This is a genomic window from Sphingomonas oligophenolica, from assembly GCF_006438955.1.
Lineage (GTDB): Bacteria > Pseudomonadota > Alphaproteobacteria > Sphingomonadales > Sphingomonadaceae > Sphingomonas > Sphingomonas oligophenolica_A.
This window is the reverse complement of sequence record NZ_RCZK01000001.1, coordinates 182,883-200,436: the sequence shown is the minus strand read 5'-3', so window position 1 is coordinate 200,436 and position 17,554 is coordinate 182,883. Positions and strand designations below refer to the sequence as shown.

The window sequence follows — 17,554 nt, the reverse complement described above, 5'->3', positions numbered from 1 at the left end:
CCGGCCAGTCTGGGGTTCTTCGCGGCGTCGCTGCCCTAAACAAACCATGAGCCACGCAGCGGCAAAGCCGCGGCGTCGATCGGGTTCGGCGTTGCCGACCCGTCGGCCGGGCTTGCCTGCGTGGTGCGCAGCGTGCGCGCTCTCGCAGGCTTCGCCATGCTAGGCTTCGGCCTCGCGATCGAGCCGCAACTGTGGGCGTTGATCTTCGTCATGGTGCGGATCGGCGCGGCGTTCGTCGTCGCGCCGGTGTTCGGCGCGGTGTCGATTCCGCTCCCCGTGCGGGTGTCGCTGTCAGGCGCGATCGGCCTGCTCGTGCTCGCTGCGCATCCGATCACCCCGCCCGCGCAGATTTTCGCGGTCACGACCTTCCTCGCGGTCGCCGCCGAAGCACTGGTCGGGCTCGCGATGGGTTTCATCCTCCAGGTGGCCTTTTCGGCACCGCTGATCGCATCCGAACTCATCGGTGGATCGATGGGGATCGGGTTCGCCTCGTCGATCGATCCGCAGAACGGCAGGTCAAGCCCAGCACTCGGCCAGTTCATGTCGATCATGCTGACGTTGCTGTTCCTGTCGGTCGACGGTCATCTCGTGCTCGTCGAGATGCTCGTCAAAAGCTATGACGTCATGCCGCCGGGAACATGGCTCGCGGTCGGCCGGCTGCGCGATATCGCGTTCTTCGGCGGCTACGCGTTTCTCGCCGGGCTGCTGCTCGCGCTGCCGGTTGGCTTCCTGCTGCTCTGCCTGAACCTGATCGTCGGTATGCTGAGCCGCGCCGCGCCCGCGCTCAACCTGTTCGCGATCGGGCTGCCCGCCAGCCTCGCGGTCGGCGTCGTCGCGCTGGCGATCGCGTTCCCCGCGATGGGGGATTACATGCTCGTCATCATCCGCGAAGGCCTTGCCGCGGTGCAATCGCTGGTGTTCGGCTGATGGCGGACGAATTCGGCGAAAAGACAGAAGCGCCAACCGCCAAGCGCAAGCAAAAGGCGTCGGATGACGGCCAGGTCCTGCGCTCCAAGGATTTTGCGACCGCGCTGGTCGTGCTCGCAGGCGTCGGCTGGCTGATGCTCTTCGGCCCCGCGCTGCTCGGCGCCTGCAAGGCGTTGATGGCGTCGAGCTTCACCTTCGGGCGCGGCGATGTCGAGGATTTCTCGCCGTGGCGCGCGCTCGCCGAGGGAGGCGGGAAATTGCTGCCCTCGCTCGCCAGCCTGTTCGCGGTCAGCGTGATCGCGACCGTCGGCAGTTCGGCGGGGCTCGGCAATCTGGGCTTCAACGCGTCGCTGCTCGCGCCCAAGGCGAACCGGATCAACCCCGCCTCGGGGCTCAAGCGCATCTTCGGCTCGCACGGCTGGATCGAGCTCGGCAAATCGCTGCTCAAGGTGATCCTGCTGGGCACCATCGGTGCGTATATGTTGTGGCAGGCGTCGCATGTCACGATCGGCCTGTCCTCGAGCGATCTCGGCGGCGCGCTCGGCACGCTCGACGGCACCTTCTTCGGCGTCATGATGGCGATGGCGCTCGGGCTGGTCGCGATCGCGATGATCGATGTCCCGCTCCAGATCATTCAGCTCCTCGGCAAGATCCGGATGACGAAGCAGGAGATCAAGGACGAACACAAGGAGACCGAAGGGTCGCCCGAGGCCAAGGGCCACCAGCGCCAGATGCAGCGCGCGATGGCCAATCGCGGGCTCCGCAAGGCGGTCACCGAAGCGCACGTCGTCCTTACCAACCCCACCCATTTCGCGGTCGCGCTGCGCTACGATCGCGGTCGCGACCAGGTGCCAGTGGTGGTCGCGCGCGGGCGCGGCGCGGTGGCGATGGCGATCCGCGAACTGGCCGGCGGGGCGAGCGTGCCGATGCTCGAATATCCGCTGCTCGCGCGCGCGGTCTATTACACCAGCCGCGAAGGGCAGGAGGTGCGCGACGACCTGTATCTCGCGATCGCAACGGTGCTGGCGTTCGTCTTCGGGCTCAACCAGCGCGCGGGCGGAATCCAGCCGTTGATCGACGTCCCCGTCGACGCCCGATTCGACGAAAACGGCGCGAAACTTTCCTAAATTTGTGCCGCCAGCGGCCGTTTAGCGATGTGACGCGCGGAGATCACCAATGCCCACGACGACCGGAACGACCACGACGCCGACCACGACGAACGTCGTCAAATCGGCGACCCAGTCGCTGTTGACCTCACTGAAAACCGGATCGGGGGTCGATACCGCCAGCCTCGTCACCTCGCTGGTCCAGGCGCAGTTCGCGCAGAAGACCGCGGCGCTGACCGCGCAAGCGGACACGCTGACCGCGCAGGTCTCCGCGGCGGGTTCGCTCAAGAGCACGATGAGCAATTTTTCGACCGCGCTCGCGACATTGGTCAAGAGTGGGTCGCTCACGACCCAGCCGACCAGTTCGAACGGCAGCGTGCTGGGCGCGACCGCGCTCCCAGGCGCGACGCTGGCGGGTCTGTCGCGCACGATCACCGTCGACCGCCTCGCCAGCGCACAAAGCGTGCGGACGACCAACCCGATCGCGGATCGTACCGCCGTGATCGGCTCGGGTACCTTCACGCTCGAATTCGGCCAGGCCAGCTACAGCGCCGACAGCGCGACCATGACCGCGTTCACCGGCGACGCCGCCCGATCGCTGACCATCGACGTCGCCAGCGCCAGCCTCGACGACATCGCCACCGCGATCAACGCCAAGAAAGCAGGGGTTACGGCCACCGTCATCACCGACGGCACGGGCGGCGCCTATCTGTCGCTCAAAGGCGCGACCGGCACCAACCAGGCGTTCACGCTGACCGCGACCAGCGATCCGGATGGGACGCTCGGCCAGTTCAACGCGGGCCTCGGCGCGGCGAGCACCAGCGTCACCAGCACCGCGATCAACGCCCAGCTGACCGTCGACGGCATCAAGGTCGAACGCGCGAGCAATAGCATCAGCGACCTGGTCGACGGGGTAAAGCTCCAGCTCAACCAGGTCTCGGCGGTGCCCGTCACGCTATCGAGCACCCCGCCGACCGCCGCGCTGAAACAGGCGGTCAACGATTTCGTGGACACCTACAATCTCGCGTTCGCGCAGATCAAGGAACAGACCGATCCCAAGACCGGGGTGCTCCGCTCCGATACCGCGGCGCGCGCATTGCTGACCTCGCTCCAGGGGCTGACCAGCTCGGCGCTGTCCTACGGCGTCGCGGCGGGCGTGCCCAATTCGCTCGCCGCGGTCGGGGTCCGCACCAATCGCGACGGCACGCTCCAGGTCGATAGCGCCGCGCTCGACAAGGCGTTGACCGATTCGCCCGACGCGGTCGAGGCGATGTTCGCCTATTCCAGCATCGGGCTGAACGGCCTGTCGGCCCAGCTCGACAAGATCACGACCACCGCGACCAGCGTCATCTTCGGGCTCGGCGCGTCGGTGACGCGCTATACCGCGGCGCAATCGTCGCTCGCCAAGCAGCAGGCGACGCTGACCGACCAGTCGGATCAGCTGACCCAGCGGCTGACCCAGCAATTCGCGAGCATGAACAGCAAGATCAGCGCGTACAAGGCGACCCAGTCGTTCCTCGACAATCAGATCAGGGCCTGGAACCAGAGCAACAATTGATGGCCTATGCCTCCGCGCTCGCGCGCAATCCCTATGCGACCTATCGCCAGATCGACGCGGTCGGCCGCACCGCGGCGGCCGATGGCCCCGCGCTCGTCCAGCTGCTCTACGAGGAGCTGGTCGCGGCGCTGCGCGCGGCGGCGTGGGCGACCGAACACCGCCACTATGCCAAAAAGGGCGAACGCGTGACCCGCGCCACCGCGATCCTGTTCGCGCTCGAGGCGGGGCTCGATTTCGACCAGGGCGCCGATGTCGCGGCGACGCTGGCGCGCTTCTACGGCGGCGTCCGCCGCGCGATCGTCAACGCCTCGATCGGCAGCGATCCCGCGCCGTTCCGCGACGCCGCCGACAGCCTGTTCGAAATCGCCACCGCCTGGCGATCCGCGCGCGCGGTGTAAGCCTACAGCCGGAACCAGTGCCGCTGGACGAAATAGATCACCACCCCCGCGGTGATCGCCGCGCACGTCGCGGTGATCGCATCGAACATCCACGGCGCGTGCTGATAGGGCAGCGGCACGTTCATCCCGTAGAGCCCGGTGATGAACGTGAGCGGCAGGAACACCATCGCGACGACCGCGATGATGAGGCCGCGGGTGTCAATCTGTTCCGCGCGCAAATCGGTCAGCGCCTCGTGCATCAGCGCGGACCGTTCGCGGATCGATTCGAGTTCCTCGGCCATCCGCGCGGCGCGATCCGCGGCGGCGTTCAGGTGCAACCGGTCGTCGTCCTGCAGCCAGTCACACGGCAGCGCCGCGAGCTTTTCGAGCGCCGCACGCTGCGGTTGGAGGAACCGCTTGTAGCCGATCGATTCGACGCGCACCCGCGATACCTTGCGACGCAGTTCGAACACCCGGTTCGCATCGAGCGCCTCTTCGCAATCGTCGAGCTCATCGCCCAGGTCGGCAACATGCGGATCGAGATCCTCGGTGATCGAGGCGGCGAATTCGGCGATCAGGTCGCCCGGATCGTGGACGTCGCCGGTCTCGACCTGTTTCTGGACTTCTTCAACCGCGATCATCGCCTTGCGGGTCACCGAAAACACATGGCCGCGTACCGCCCAGATTCGGACCGACGCGAGCAGATCGCCGTTGACCCCCGGCGCGCCGTCCTGCGCACGCCCGCGCAGGTTGAGTAGCGCGCCCTCGTCGAACGCCTCGCACCGCGGTCGCGTCTCGACCGCGGTCAACGCGTCGACGACATAATCCTGCAGCTTCGCCTCGTCGCGCAGCCACGCCTGCGCGTGCTCGTCGTTGGTCGACAGATGAACCCAGATGAGCTCGGCGTCCTGGCTCAGCGCGGTCTTGATGGCGACGCGCTCGGCCTTGCCCCCGATGATCCGGTATCCGAACCCGCTCATGCCATCCTCACATCGACCGACAATCCCGGTTCCAGCGCCATCGGCGGCGCGGCGCAAGCGATCCGCGCGGCATCGGCGCGCGCGCGGTTCAGGATCGCGCGCGGCACGTCCGCCCCGTGATAGACGCGGTCGGCATTCGCCAACACGCGCGCCTGGCGTAGCGTCAGGTCGTCGGGGTCGGGGGACGTGAGGGGGATCACCTCTAGACTCCTCCCCGGCGAAGGCCGGGGTCCAGTTGGGAAGGTCGATGTCGGCGCGCGTTGCGCGTGATCACCATCGTTCCCCAACTTGGCCTCGGCATCCGTCGGGGTGGTAGAAAAACTTCCTATCGCCAAAGGGTCGAATTCTCCCCCCTCGGCCAGCATCGCCGCGATCGCGCGCCGCCGTTCGCCCATCTCCGGATAGCGCGCGCGCAACTCGCCGCGCATCGCGAACAACCGCTCCGCCAGCGCGCCGAGCCCCGCGGGCAACAGCGCCTCGAGCCGCTGGCGCAATGCCGCCGCCAGTCCCGCCGACGCGCCCCCGGTCCCCATCGCCACGATGACAGGCGCGCGATCGACGATCGCGGGCAGCGTGAAATCGCACAGATCGGGTCGATCGACCGCATTGACCAGCACCCCGCGCGCGCGCAGCCGCGCGACGGTGTCGTCGGGCGAATCGATCGCGACGATCGCCAGCGCCGCCGCGGCGTCCTCGCCGACCACCACCGCGCCCGCGCGATCAAGCAGCCGCCGCTTGGCGTCCGCCGCCTCGCCCTCACCGACCAGGATGACTGGGCGCCCCGCCAGCCTGACGAACAACGGCAGGCTGTGGAGCGTCATTTCTCGAGCCATTCGGGCACGCGCTCGGCGGCCAGGATCGTCTCAGGCTGGATCCGATCGGCGACCACCGCGAACCGGTCGCCGTCGACCAGCACCTCGGGCACCAGCCCGCGGCTGTTGTAGGTCGACGCCATCGTCGCACCATAGGCACCCGCGGTGCGGAACACCGCCAGGTCACCGCTCGCGACCGCGTCGATGTCGCGCCCCATCGCGAAGGTATCGCCGCTTTCGCACACCGGCCCCGCGATGTTGGCGCGCATGCGATCGCCGGTCGGCGCGACCGCCGCGAAATCATGCCAGGCGTCGTAGAGCGCGGGACGCATCAGATCGTTCATCGCCGCATCGACGATGACATAAGGGTCGGTGACGCCGGGCTTGACCCAGATCACCTCGGTCAGCAGCACCCCCGCATTACCCGCAATCACGCGGCCGGGTTCGAACATCAGTTCGACATCCCACCCCGCAGTCGCGCGCGCGACCATCGTGCCATAGTCGGCAGGCGAGGGCAGCACGTCGTCGGCCTTGTATGGCACGCCGAGCCCGCCGCCGAGATCGACCCGGGTGATGCGATGCCCCGCCGCGCGCAGCGCCGCCACCAGCCGTCCGACCCGCGCATACGCCACCTCCAGGCGCCCCAGGTCCGATAATTGGCTGCCGATGTGGATCGCGACGCCCTTCAGGTCGATCCCGTCGAGCGCGGCAAGGCGCGCGAACATCGCGGGCGCCTGGTCGATCGGTACCCCGAACTTGTTGTCCGCCTTACCAGTCGAGATCTTTGCATGCGTGCCCGCGTCGACATCGGGGTTGACCCGCAACGTCGCGGGCGCGCGCATTCCGCGCGCGGCGGCGAGCCCGGCGAGGACCACGCCCTCTTCCTCAAGTTCCAGATTGAACTGGCCGATGCCCTCATCCAGCCCTTTGGCGAGTTCGGCCCGCGTCTTGCCGACGCCCGAGAAAACGATGTCCGCCGCTGGAATCCCAGCCGCCAGCGCCCGTGCCATCTCGCCGCCCGAGACGACGTCGGCGCCATAGCCTTTGTCGGCCAGGACGCGCAGCACTGCGAGGTTGGGATTCGCCTTGATCGCATAGGCCAGATGCACCTTTGCCAACCCCGCCAGCCCCTCGCGGAACACCCGCGCGTGGCGGCGCAGGGTCGCGGTCGAATAGACATAGACCGGGGTGCCGACCGCTGCCGCGATCGTTGCGAGCGCGACGTCCTCGCAATGCAGGACGCCATCGCGATAATCGAAACTGTCCATCAGTTGGGCGGCAGGTCGAATTCGTCGCTGCGGCGTTCTTCGGAATTCTTCAGAAGCTCGTCGCTACGCTGCGGGCGCTGCTGGCTGGTCGGGGTCAGCAGCTGTTCGGGGGTCGGCACCGCGGCGGCGCCATAGGGTGCGGGCGGTAGCGATTCCCCCTTGGCGACCTCCAGCGGTCGCGCCGCGCCGCATCCCGCCAGCGCGAATCCCATCAGCAGCACGACCTTCTTCATCACCCGTCCTCCCGCGCCGCGCGGATTGCGGCGCGCACATTGGCGGGCGCGGTGCCGCCGAAACTCGTCCGGCTCGCCACCGAGGCGTCGACCGACAATACGTCATACACGCGCGCGTCGATCCGCGCATCGATCGCCTGCAAATCGTCGAGCGACAATGCGTCGAGCGCCACGCCGAGTTCCTCGGCACGCTTCACCGCACGGCCAGTGACGTAATGCGCCTCGCGGAACGGCAGGTTCGCCTCGCGCACCAGCCAGTCGGCCAGATCGGTCGCGGTCGCAAAACCGCTCTCCGCGACGCTGCGCATCCGGTCGGTGCGGAACGTCGCGCTCGCGATCATCCCGGTCATCGCCGCGATGCTCAGCGCCAACAGGTCGTGGGCGTCAAACACCGGCGGCTTGTCGTCCTGCATGTCCTTCGAATAGGCGAGCGGCAGGCCCTTCATCGTCACCATCAGGCTGGTCATGCATCCCATGATCCGCCCGGCATGCCCGCGAACCAGTTCGGCGGCATCGGGATTGCGCTTCTGCGGCATGATCGAGCTGCCGGTCGACCATTGGTCCGACAGCGCGACGAACCCGAACGGCTGCGACGCCCACAGCACGAATTCCTCCGCCAGCCGCGACAGATGGAGCGAACATTGTGTCGCCGCGGACAAGTAATCGAGCGCGAAATCGCGGTCACTCACCGCGTCCAGGCTGTTGCGCGTCGGCGCATCGAACCCCAGCGCCGCCGCGGTCGCATCACGGTCGATCGGGAACCCCGTCCCCGCCAGCGCCGCCGACCCCAGCGGACATCGGTTCATCCGCCGCCGCGCATCCGCGAACCGCGACAAGTCGCGCGCGATCATCTCATGATACGCCATCAAATGGTGGCCGAGCGTTACCGGCTGCGCCGACTGGAGATGCGTAAAGCCCGGCATCACCGCGTCGGCATGCTCGTCCGCGCGCGCGAGCAGCGCCGCCTGGAACGCGCCGAGCGCCGCGATCACCTCGTCGATCGCATCGCGCACCCACAACCGAAAATCGGTCGCGACCTGGTCGTTGCGGCTGCGCGCGGTGTGGAGCCGGCCCGCGACCGCGCCGATCCGCTCCGCCAGCCGCGCCTCGGTCATCATGTGGATGTCTTCGAGGTCGAGATCGACCGGCACCCCGTTCGCGGCATAGTCCGCGGCGACCGCGTCGAGCCCGTCGGCGATCGTCGCGGCATCCGCCGCGGTCACGATTCCCCGCGCGCCGAGCATCGTGACATGCGCCTTCGATCCGGCAATGTCCTGACGCCACATCCGCTTGTCGAACGGGATGCTGGCGTTTATCTCGCGCATCACCGCCGCCGGGCCGTCGGCGAACCGACCGCCCCACATCGCATTGGACCCACCCATGCCGTTTTCGTCGTCGCGCCTGGCGATCGCCAGTCTCCTCATCGCCGCCACCGGCATCGCGGGTTGCGATAGGCAAAGCGATGCGCCCGCACAAGCCAACGTCGCCGACGCCACCACGGCCACCGCCGACGACCTGTCGAGCGACGAGGTCGTGTCTGCGAACAGCGCCGCGCCCGCCGCGCCGCTGACCGGCATCGACCGCAGCCATAAGGGAGACGCCGCCCCGACCGCCGAGTTCAAGGCCCCCGACGGCAAGCCCACGACGCTGGCCGCGTTCCGCGGCAAGCCCGTCCTCCTCAACCTGTGGGCGACATGGTGCGGGCCATGCGTCGCCGAATTGCCGACCTTGAACGCCGCCGCCGCAGCGCTCGACGGCAAGGTCGCGGTACTCGCGATCAGCCAGGACACGCAGAATACCAAGCGCGTCCCGCAATTCCTGGCCGACCACGGCGCCACCGCGCTCGCGCCCTATGTCGACGACCAGATGGCGCTGAGCCTGGGCTATGGCGCGAACCTGCCGACGACGATCCTGTTCGATTCGGCGGGCAAGGAAGTGTGGCGCTGGCACGGCGGCAACGACTGGACCAGCCCTGCCGTGCGCGCGCTAATCGCCGAGGCGAGCTAGGGTGTTTATTGTTAGAGGTTTTGACGTCCCCTCTGTTTTTTCCTCCGGATCGAGAGCGCGTTTCCCCGCCTTCCGCGCGAAGCGCTGGCGATCAATGTCGATCATGGCATCGAGGACGAAGAGGTGGCCGGGGGCACGACGCGGATTGAGCAAGGCCCCGATGGCGTTCGACGTCGCGCTCGTCGCCGATGCCGCGCTGGCGCTTGAACTCGGTATGTTCGCCGCGACCCACTGCGAAATGCACCTGCGCGCGACCCGGTTGCTCGCGGGCGCGCGCGGCGCTCAGCCGACGCCTTGAGGAATCGCCTGCTGCGTTTCGATCCGCCGCCGCACGCGCTCGCGCCACACGATGTAGAGCCCCGACACCACGATGACCGGCGCGCCGAGCCAGGTCGATGCCTCGGGCAGCACCGCGAAGATTGCCCACCCGTACACCGTCGCCCATAACAGGCTCGAATAATCCATCGGCACCACCACCGAAACCGGCCCGAACCGCAGCGCCGACGTCATCGCGAGCTGGCCGACGCCGCCCAGTGCGCCGACCCCGATCATCAGCAACCACGTGATCGCCGGGTGTGCCTGCGCGACGAAGGCATAGGCGATGCCGAGCGGCAGCAGTGACAGCGTCGAAAACCAGAACACCGTCGTCAGCGTCGCCTCGGTCCGCGAAATCTGGCGGAGCAGGATCGACACGCTCGCGGTCAGCAACGCGCCGCCGAGCCCCGCGAGCGCGCCCCAGAGCGGGAAATGCCCGCCGCCCGGCTGCGCGACGATCAGCACCCCGACGAACCCGATCAGCACCGCCCCCCAACGGTGCACGCCGGTCGGTTCGCGCAGGATCAGCGCGCCCAGGATCGTCGCGAAGATCGGCATCGTGAACCCCAATGTCGTCGCCTCGGCGAGCGGCAGCGCCATCACCCCGGTAAAGGTGCACGCCATCGCGAACAGCCCGACGACCGCGCGCAGGATATGCGCGGGGAATTTCGCGGTCTTCAGCGACCCCGCGCCCGGCCCGCTCGCCACCACCGCGCCGACCAGCAGCGCCGCGACGAACTGGCGATAGAACAGGATTTCACCGAGCGACGCGCCATGCGCCTGCGCCAGCTTGATCACCGCGTTCATCGTCGCGAAGAAGAACGCCGAACCGAGTCGCGTCGCGATCGCGAGGGGGATGCGGTCATTCATCCGCGCGGCTCTACCCAACCGCTGGCGGATTGGGTAGGCGCTGGCGCCATGATCAAGCACGCCCTCCCCGTCACCCGCGACGCCGACTTCGCCGCCTGGTACCAGGCCGTCATCACCGAAGCCGACATGGCCGAAGAGAGCGGCGTGCGCGGCTGCATGGTCATCCGTCCGTGGGGCTATGGCATCTGGGAACGGATCCAGCGGCTGCTCGATGACCGGATCAAGGCGACGGGGCATGACAATTGCTATTTCCCGCTGTTCATCCCCCTGAGCTATTTCGAGAAGGAGGCCGAACATGTCGATGGCTTCGCCAAGGAAATGGCGGTCGTCACGCATCACCGGCTGATCGCCGACGGCAAGGGCGGGCTCGTCCCCGATCCGTCGGCGAAGCTCGAAGAGCCGCTGGTCGTGCGCCCGACGTCGGAAACCGTGATCGGCGTCGCGTTCGCGCGCTGGGTCCAGTCGTGGCGCGATCTGCCCGTGCTGATCAACCAATGGGCCAACGTCGTCCGCTGGGAAATGCGCACCCGGATGTTCCTGCGCACCGCCGAATTCCTCTGGCAGGAGGGGCATACCGCGCACGCCACCGAGGCCGAGGCGCGCGAGGAGACGCTGCGGATGGTCGAGGTCTATCGCGACTTCGCCGAAACCTGCGTCGCGATGCCCGTCATCGTCGGCGAGAAGCCCGAGAACGAGCGTTTCCCCGGCGCGGTCGGCACCTGGTCGATCGAGGCGATGATGCAGGACGGCAAGGCGCTCCAGGCGGGCACGAGCCATTTCCTCGGTACCAATTTTTCCTCGGCGCAAGGCATCCGCTTCCAGAACAAGGACGGCCAACTCGAGCTCGCACAGACGACCAGCTGGGGGATGTCGACGCGGATGATCGGCGGGCTGATCATGGTGCATGGCGACGACGATGGCCTGCGCGTGCCGCCCCGGATCGCGCCGTGGCAGATCGTGATCGTGCCGATGCTCCGCGACAATGACGAGGACGAGGCGTTGATCGCGTATGCCAAGGACATCCAGTCGAACCTGTCGACACTGACCGCGCTTGGCGAACCGGTGCGCGCATTGCTCGACCTGAAACCCGCCAAGCCCGCGACCAAGCGCTGGGGCTGGGTGAAGAAGGGCGCGCCGATCGTGATCGAGATTGGCGGCCGCGACATGGCCGGGGGCAACGTCTCAATGATCCGCCGCGACCGCCTGTATCGCGACGACGGCAAGCTCGACAGCCAGGTCGTCCTGCGCGGCAATTTCGAAGCGGACGCGCCGCAATTGCTCGCCGACATCCAGCAGGCGCTGTTCGATCAGGCCGACGCGCGGCTCAAGGCGAATATCGCCCCGGTATCGGACTGGAGCGCGATCGAAGCGATGTTCGCCGACGGCCAGCGCAACCCCGGCTGGGCCGATGTCGCGTGGTCCAAACCGACCGGCACCGTGCTCGATGCGATCGTCGAGCGGCTCAAAGCGTTGAAACTGACGCTCCGCAACGTGCCGATCGGCCAGACCGCCCATCCCGATGCTGCCTGTATCTTCGCCGGTGACCCCGCAGTCGAGCGCGTGCTGGTGGGTCGCGCCTACTGAGCGGATGCGCCCCTCCGGCGTGGAGGGGCGCGCCGATCGGTCACTTCAGCTTGAACGTCACCCCGCCGGATTCCCATCCTGCCTGGGTATCGCAGATCGTTTTGGGCAGCGTCTTGTCGACGCCCTTGCCGAGCGTCTCGCGTGGCATGCACACGCGGCTGGTATCATCCTTGAAGACCGATTTGCTCATCGTGATCGGCTTCATCGCGGCCTGCGCCAGAACGGGCTGGGCGAGTGCGAACGCCGGGATCGCAGCGATCAACAGCGTAAAGGGGGTGGTGGGGCGCAACATGGAAATCCTCCTGTGACAAGATGGCGCGACGATCGTGTGCCGTCGCAGCTGTATTAGTGCATTACGCATGCCAAACGCCTAAGTATTTGTGCTGAAAGGGTTTTGCTATTTTTCGCCAGGCACATTGCGCCATTGATCCGTGAATCTCGCCATTTCGCGGCGGTCTCACCGGCTGGCGTGCGCGGTGTTGTCCTGTCGCCCCCGATCCCGTATCATCATCCGAGGCGGCTCCGAACGGGCCGCCTTTGTCGTTTCAAGGAAAAGGAGTCCGCCCCGTGGCCATCACCGCACTCATGCCCGTCTATCCCCGGTGCGAGGTGCGTCCGGTGCGCGGCGAGGGCGTGTATCTCTACGGCGAGGACGGCACCAAATATCTCGACATGGCGGCGGGAATCGCGGTCAATTGCCTCGGCCACGCGCACCCCGTCCTGACCAAGGCGATCGCCGAACAGGCGGCGACGCTGATGCATGTGTCGAACGTCTACGGCTCGCCGCAGGGCGAACATCTCGCGCAGCGACTGGTCGACCACAGCTTCGCCGACACCGTGTTCTTCACCAATTCGGGCGCCGAGGCGGTCGAATGCGCGATCAAGACCGCGCGGCGCTATCATTTCGCGAACGGCCATGCCGAGCGCCACAACCTCATCACCTTCAGCAACGCGTTCCACGGGCGCACGATGGGCGCGATCTCCGCGACCAACCAGGCCAAGATGCGCGACGGCTTCGAGCCGCTGCTGCCGGGGTTCAAATATGCCGAGTTCAACGATCTGGCGGGCGCGCTCGCGCTGATCGACGACAACACGGCGGGCTTCCTGGTCGAACCGATCCAGGGCGAAGGCGGCATCCGCGTTGCGACGCCTGAATTCCTGCAGGGCCTGCGCAAGGCGTGCGACGAGCACGGCCTGATGCTCGTCCTCGACGAAGTGCAGGCGGGCTATGGCCGCACCGGCAAGTTCTTCGCGCACGAACTCTACGGCATCACGCCCGACATCATGGCGGCGGCAAAGGGGATCGGCGGCGGCTTTCCCTTGGGCGCGTGCCTCGCGACCGAGGAAGCCGCGAAGGGCATGGTCTTCGGCACCCACGGCTCGACCTATGGCGGCAACCCGCTCGCGATGGCGGCGGGCGAGGCGGTGCTCGACGTGATTCTCGACGATGGGTTCTTCGAGCACGTCACCAAAATGGGTGAACGGCTGCGCGGCGCGCTCGAACAGATGATCCCGAACCACGATCATTTGTTCGAGGAGGTGCGCGGCCGCGGGCTGATGCTCGGGTTGAAGCTCAAGGTCGACAGCCGCCGTTTCGTCGCCTTCCTGCGCGACGAACATCAGTTGCTGACCGTGGCCGCGGGCGAGAATATCGTCCGCCTGCTCCCGCCGTTGGTGATCGACGAGAGCCATATCGCCGAATGCGTCGAGAAACTATCGGCCGCGGCGCGGGTATATGTCGCCGCGAGCGACGACTGATTGACCTAATGTCCCTCTCCCTTTCGGAGAAGGAAGGGGCCAGCTTGCGGAGCAATTGGGAAGGGTGAGGACAGCGCATTCGTCCCACCCTGTCCTCACCCTTCCGCTGCTACGCGGCTCGCTCCCTCTCCCGACGGGAGCGGGATAGGAGAATGAGAATGCGCCATTTCCTGAATCTCACCGATGCGGGCGCCGACGGCATCGCCGCGATGCTCGCCGACGCGCTCGATCGCAAGGCCGCGCGCCGCGGTTGGCCCAAGGGCAAACCCGACGCCGACGCTCCGCTCGCCGGGCACACGCTGGCGATGGTGTTCGAAAAGAGCTCGACGCGGACGCGCTTCAGTTTCGACATGGCGATCCGGCAATTGGGAGGCACCTCGATCGTCGCCGACGCGGGATCGATGCAGCTGGGTCGCGGCGAGACGATCGCGGATACCGCGCGCGTCCTGTCGGGCTATGTCGATGCGATCATGATCCGCACCGACGATCACGCCAAGGTCGACGAGATGGCGCATCATGCCAGCGTCCCCGTGATCAACGGCCTCACCGACGCGTCGCACCCGTGCCAGATCGTCGCCGACCTGCTGACGATCATCGAGACCGGTAGGTCGCTCCCCGGTCTCAAGGTCGCGTGGTTGGGGGATGGTAACAACGTCCTCGCCTCGATCATCGAGGCGGCGGGGCTGATGCACTTCGATGTCGTCGCCGCGTGCCCGCAGGGGTTTCAGCCCGCCGACGCGGACGTCGCGCTGGGCAAGGGCCGCGCGCGCGTGGTTGGTTGCGCGCAAGAGGCGGTCGAGGGCGCGGACATCGTCGTCACCGATACCTGGGTGTCGATGGGACAGGACCACGCCGACACCAAGCTGCGGGCGCTCGCGCCGTTCCAGGTCGATGCCGTGCTGATGGCTGCTGCCAAGCCGGACGCGGCGTTTCTCCACTGCCTCCCCGCGCATCGCGGCGAGGAGGTCACGCCCGAGGTGATCGACGGCCCGCAATCGCTGATCTGGGCCGAGGCGGAGAATCGGCTTCACGCGCAGAAATCGGTCCTGCGCTGGTGTTTCGGGCAGATCGGTTGATCGCGCGAGCGACCGAGACCATCTAGCTGTCTTTCTGAAGCCCGTTCGCCCCGAGCTTGTCGAAGGGCGGTTCCTCGCTTGGCGTGTGGACGCGGGCTTCGACAGGCTCAGCCCGAACGGACGTTATGCAAGACCCATTATCTTCCCACATCGACACCGCACTCGGCTTCGCGATCCCCACCCGCCACGCGCGCGGGCGGATCGTTCGGCTCGGCCCCGCGCTCGACGCGGTGCTGGCCGCGCACGCCTATCCGCCCGCGATCGAGGCGCTGCTCGCCGAGGCGCTGACGCTCGCCGCGCTGATCGGCTCGACGTTGAAGGATGTTGGCGGCCAGTTGACGATGCAGACCCGGACCGAGAACGGCGTCGTTCAGCTGCTCGTCGTCGACTATCGCGGCGGCGAACTGCGCGGCTATGTCCAGTACGACGCCGACAAGCTGGCCGAGGCGCCTGCCGAGCCGACCTTGTTCGCGCTGTTCGGCGCGGGGTATCTCGCGATCACCTTCGATCTGGCGACGACCGGCGAACGCTATCAGGGCATCGTCCCGCTCGACGGCGCGACGATGGCGGAGGCGGCGCAAAGCTATTTCGTCCAGTCCGAACAGATCCCGACGCTCGTCCGGGTCGCGACGGTCAAGCAACCGGACGGGCACCATGTCGCGGGTGCGCTGCTGCTCCAGCATCTGCCCGAGGGAGAAGAAGGGCGCGAGCGGCTCCATACAAAGCTCGACCATCCCGAATGGGAACATGTCGCGACGCTCGGCAACACGGTTGACCGCGGCGAACTGACCGATCCGGCGCTGCCGCTACACGACCTGGTCTGGCGATTGTTCAACGAGGAGGACGAGGTGCGGGTCCACACCCCGATCGTGCTGTCGCGCGGCTGCCGCTGCACCCCCGACCATATCGCCAGCGTGCTCGATAAATTCTCCGCGGAGGATCGGCAGGAGATGGCCAACGACGACGGCCTGATCCAGGTCGATTGCGCGTTCTGCGCCACCACATTCCCGGTCGCCGCGTAACCATCCCGACTCCTCCCCCGCGGGGAGGGACCGGCCTTCGCTAATCCGATCTTAACGCTTCGCGCGCAGAACGACCGGGTGCTTTCTCTTTGCGAGCGGCATTTTCTCCCTAGAGGGCAACGCCCTCCACTAGGGCCGCCTCACCCGCGGCCCTTTCTTTTTGCGCGACACTGGCTTAGCGCCGCGCGGATCATGACAACTGCACCTCTTGCCGTCGTGCTCGTTTCCGGCGGGCTCGATTCGATGATCGCCGCCGCCAGCGCGCGCGAAGCGGGCTATCGCCTCCTCGCGCTCTCGATCGACTATAACCAGCGGCACCGCATCGAACTCGCCGCCGCGCGCCGGGTCGCGCGGACGCTGGGCGCCGAGCGTCACATCGTTATGCCAATGGACCTGTCCGCATTCGGCGGCTCGGCGCTGACCGACGATATCGCGGTGCCCAAGGACGGCGTGCAGCCCGGCATTCCGGTCACCTATGTTCCCGCGCGCAACACCATCTTCCTCAGCCTGGCACTCGGCTGGGCGGAAGCCGCGGGCGCGCGCGATCTGTTCATCGGGGTCAATGCGCTCGACTATTCGGGCTATCCCGATTGCCGCCCCGAATTTATCGCCGCGTTCGAAAGCCTCGCCGAACTCGCGACCAAGGCCGGGGTCGAGGGCGAACCGTTCCGGATCCACGCGCCGTTACAGGATATGACTAAAGCCGATATCGTCCGCGAAGGCACGCGGCTCGGTGTCGACATGGGAATCAGCTGGTCGTGCTACGATCCGGCGCCCGGCGGGATCCATTGCGGGCGCTGCGACAGTTGCAGGCTCCGCGCCAAGGGCTTCGACGAGGCCGGCATCGCCGATCCCACGGTCTACGCTGCGTCATGACCTATGCGGTCAAGGAAATGTTCCTCACGCTCCAGGGCGAGGGGGTGAACGCGGGCGCGCGCGCGGTGTTCGTCCGCTTCGCTGGGTGCAATCTGTGGTCGGGGCGTGAACAGGATCGCGCCGCCGCGATCTGTTCGTTCTGCGACACCGATTTCGTCGGCATCGACGGCGTCGGCGGCGGCAAGTTCGCTGATGGCGATGCGCTGGTCGCCGCGGTCGAGCGCCATTGGGGATCGGGCCGCGCTGACCGGTTCGTCGTGCTGACCGGGGGCGAACCGATGCTCCAGGTCGACGATGCGCTCGTCGCCGCGCTCCATGGTGCGGGGTTCCGGATCGCGATCGAAACCAACGGCACGATCGCCGCGCATCCCCGGATCGACTGGGTTTGCGTCAGCCCCAAGGCGGGCAGCGACGTCGTCCAGCGCAGCGGCGACGAACTCAAACTCGTCTGGCCCCAGCCGGGGACCGATATCGACGTCCTCGAAGGCTGGGACTTCGCGCACCGGCTGCTCCAGCCGCTCGACAGCGCGGATCACACCGCCAATATCGCGGCGTGCGTCGATATGGTCATGCAGCGCCCGCACTGGCGGCTGACGCTCCAGACCCACAAGCTGCTGGGCTTGCGCTAAGATCGCCTTCTGGTGGGCGTGCTCACCCCATCCGTTCGGGCTGAGCCTGTCGAAGCCCTGCTTTCCGCCCGCAAGATTGCCCATGCGGAGAAGTGCCCTTCGACGGGCTCAGGGCCAACGGAGGGATCGGTCGACCGCGGTGGAAGCGAACCAGGC

The 17,554-nt window shown here is 67.2% G+C and carries 19 protein-coding genes; 12 read left to right on the top strand and 7 right to left on the bottom strand.

The window, feature by feature from the left end; genetic code table 11:
• The first annotated feature begins 156 nt into the window (after positions 1-156).
• Genes fliR through EAH84_RS00995 form a run of 4 tightly spaced genes read left to right on the top strand, consistent with a single transcriptional unit; the run spans position 157 to position 3,989 of the window.
• Complete coding sequence (gene fliR, locus EAH84_RS01010) at positions 157-927, top strand: flagellar biosynthetic protein FliR (protein WP_140866351.1); 771 nt, start codon at positions 157-159, stop codon at positions 925-927.
• Positions 927-2,054 carry a flagellar type III secretion system protein FlhB gene (gene flhB / locus EAH84_RS01005; RefSeq protein ID WP_140866348.1) on the top strand — a complete coding sequence of 376 codons (1,128 nt, stop codon included), beginning with the start codon at positions 927-929 and terminating at the stop codon, positions 2,052-2,054. Before fliR ends, flhB begins: the two co-directional genes overlap by 1 nt.
• 49 nt (positions 2,055-2,103) lie before the next feature.
• Entirely contained in the window at positions 2,104-3,591 is a 1,488-nt protein-coding gene (gene fliD / locus EAH84_RS01000) for a flagellar filament capping protein FliD (protein ID WP_140866346.1), read from the top strand.
• A complete protein-coding gene (locus tag EAH84_RS00995; RefSeq protein WP_140866344.1) occupies positions 3,591-3,989 on the top strand; it encodes a flagellar protein FliS in 399 nt (132 codons plus the stop codon). The genes fliD and EAH84_RS00995 overlap by 1 nt, the downstream gene beginning before the upstream one ends.
• A 2-nt stretch (positions 3,990-3,991) precedes the next feature.
• Here the strand turns inward: EAH84_RS00995 and EAH84_RS00990 are convergent, their stop codons facing one another.
• Genes EAH84_RS00990 through argH form a run of 5 tightly spaced genes read right to left on the bottom strand, consistent with a single transcriptional unit; the run spans position 3,992 to position 8,625 of the window.
• A complete protein-coding gene (locus tag EAH84_RS00990) occupies positions 3,992-4,948 on the bottom strand; it encodes a CorA family divalent cation transporter (protein ID WP_140866341.1) in 957 nt (318 codons plus the stop codon).
• A complete protein-coding gene (locus EAH84_RS00985; RefSeq protein WP_140866338.1) occupies positions 4,945-5,769 on the bottom strand; it encodes a precorrin-2 dehydrogenase/sirohydrochlorin ferrochelatase family protein in 825 nt (274 codons plus the stop codon). The genes EAH84_RS00990 and EAH84_RS00985 overlap by 4 nt, the downstream gene beginning before the upstream one ends.
• Entirely contained in the window at positions 5,766-7,028 is a 1,263-nt protein-coding gene (lysA, locus tag EAH84_RS00980) for a diaminopimelate decarboxylase (RefSeq protein ID WP_140866336.1), read from the bottom strand. The genes EAH84_RS00985 and lysA overlap by 4 nt, the downstream gene beginning before the upstream one ends.
• Entirely contained in the window at positions 7,028-7,261 is a 234-nt protein-coding gene (locus tag EAH84_RS00975; RefSeq protein WP_140866333.1) for a hypothetical protein, read from the bottom strand. Before EAH84_RS00975 ends, lysA begins: the two co-directional genes overlap by 1 nt.
• On the bottom strand, positions 7,261-8,625 hold the full coding sequence (argH, locus tag EAH84_RS00970; RefSeq protein ID WP_140867262.1) for an argininosuccinate lyase: 1,365 nt from the start codon (positions 8,623-8,625) through the stop codon (positions 7,261-7,263). Before argH ends, EAH84_RS00975 begins: the two co-directional genes overlap by 1 nt.
• 16 nt (positions 8,626-8,641) lie before the next feature.
• On the opposite strand from argH, the gene EAH84_RS00965 reads away from it, so the two are divergent.
• Together EAH84_RS00965 and EAH84_RS15850 are read left to right on the top strand one after the other, a co-directional pair.
• Positions 8,642-9,268, top strand: a complete 627-nt coding sequence (locus EAH84_RS00965; RefSeq protein WP_140866330.1) for a TlpA family protein disulfide reductase — start codon at positions 8,642-8,644, stop codon at positions 9,266-9,268.
• A gap of 145 nt (positions 9,269-9,413) precedes the next feature.
• Positions 9,414-9,566: a hypothetical protein gene (locus tag EAH84_RS15850; protein ID WP_206663920.1), complete on the top strand. Its 153-nt coding sequence runs from the start codon at positions 9,414-9,416 to the stop codon at positions 9,564-9,566.
• Here EAH84_RS15850 and EAH84_RS00960 read toward each other — a convergent pair.
• Positions 9,551-10,453, bottom strand: coding sequence for a DMT family transporter (locus tag EAH84_RS00960; RefSeq protein ID WP_140866328.1), 903 nt, complete (start codon positions 10,451-10,453; stop codon positions 9,551-9,553). The genes EAH84_RS15850 and EAH84_RS00960 overlap by 16 nt on opposite strands.
• A gap of 48 nt (positions 10,454-10,501) precedes the next feature.
• Here EAH84_RS00960 and proS point away from each other — a divergent pair, with 48 nt between their 5' ends.
• The gene (gene proS / locus EAH84_RS00955; protein ID WP_140866325.1) at positions 10,502-12,037 is read left to right on the top strand and encodes a proline--tRNA ligase; all 1,536 of its coding nucleotides are present in this window, start codon (positions 10,502-10,504) and stop codon (positions 12,035-12,037) included.
• A gap of 40 nt (positions 12,038-12,077) precedes the next feature.
• Here the strand turns inward: proS and EAH84_RS00950 are convergent, their stop codons facing one another.
• Entirely contained in the window at positions 12,078-12,329 is a 252-nt protein-coding gene (locus tag EAH84_RS00950) for a hypothetical protein (RefSeq protein WP_140866323.1), read from the bottom strand.
• Between the two features lie 275 nt (positions 12,330-12,604).
• On the opposite strand from EAH84_RS00950, the gene EAH84_RS00945 reads away from it, so the two are divergent.
• From EAH84_RS00945 to queE, 5 genes are all read left to right on the top strand, one after another.
• Positions 12,605-13,795, top strand: coding sequence for an aspartate aminotransferase family protein (locus EAH84_RS00945; RefSeq protein WP_140866321.1), 1,191 nt, complete (start codon positions 12,605-12,607; stop codon positions 13,793-13,795).
• Positions 13,796-13,953: 158 nt separating this feature from the next.
• The gene (argF, locus tag EAH84_RS00940) at positions 13,954-14,871 is read left to right on the top strand and encodes an ornithine carbamoyltransferase (protein WP_140866318.1); all 918 of its coding nucleotides are present in this window, start codon (positions 13,954-13,956) and stop codon (positions 14,869-14,871) included.
• A gap of 125 nt (positions 14,872-14,996) precedes the next feature.
• Complete coding sequence (locus EAH84_RS00935; RefSeq protein WP_140866315.1) at positions 14,997-15,893, top strand: Hsp33 family molecular chaperone HslO; 897 nt, start codon at positions 14,997-14,999, stop codon at positions 15,891-15,893.
• A gap of 192 nt (positions 15,894-16,085) precedes the next feature.
• Entirely contained in the window at positions 16,086-16,769 is a 684-nt protein-coding gene (gene queC, locus EAH84_RS00930) for a 7-cyano-7-deazaguanine synthase QueC (protein ID WP_140866312.1), read from the top strand.
• On the top strand, positions 16,766-17,398 hold the full coding sequence (gene queE, locus EAH84_RS00925; RefSeq protein WP_140866310.1) for a 7-carboxy-7-deazaguanine synthase: 633 nt from the start codon (positions 16,766-16,768) through the stop codon (positions 17,396-17,398). Before queC ends, queE begins: the two co-directional genes overlap by 4 nt.
• The last annotated feature ends 156 nt before the right edge of the window (positions 17,399-17,554 follow it).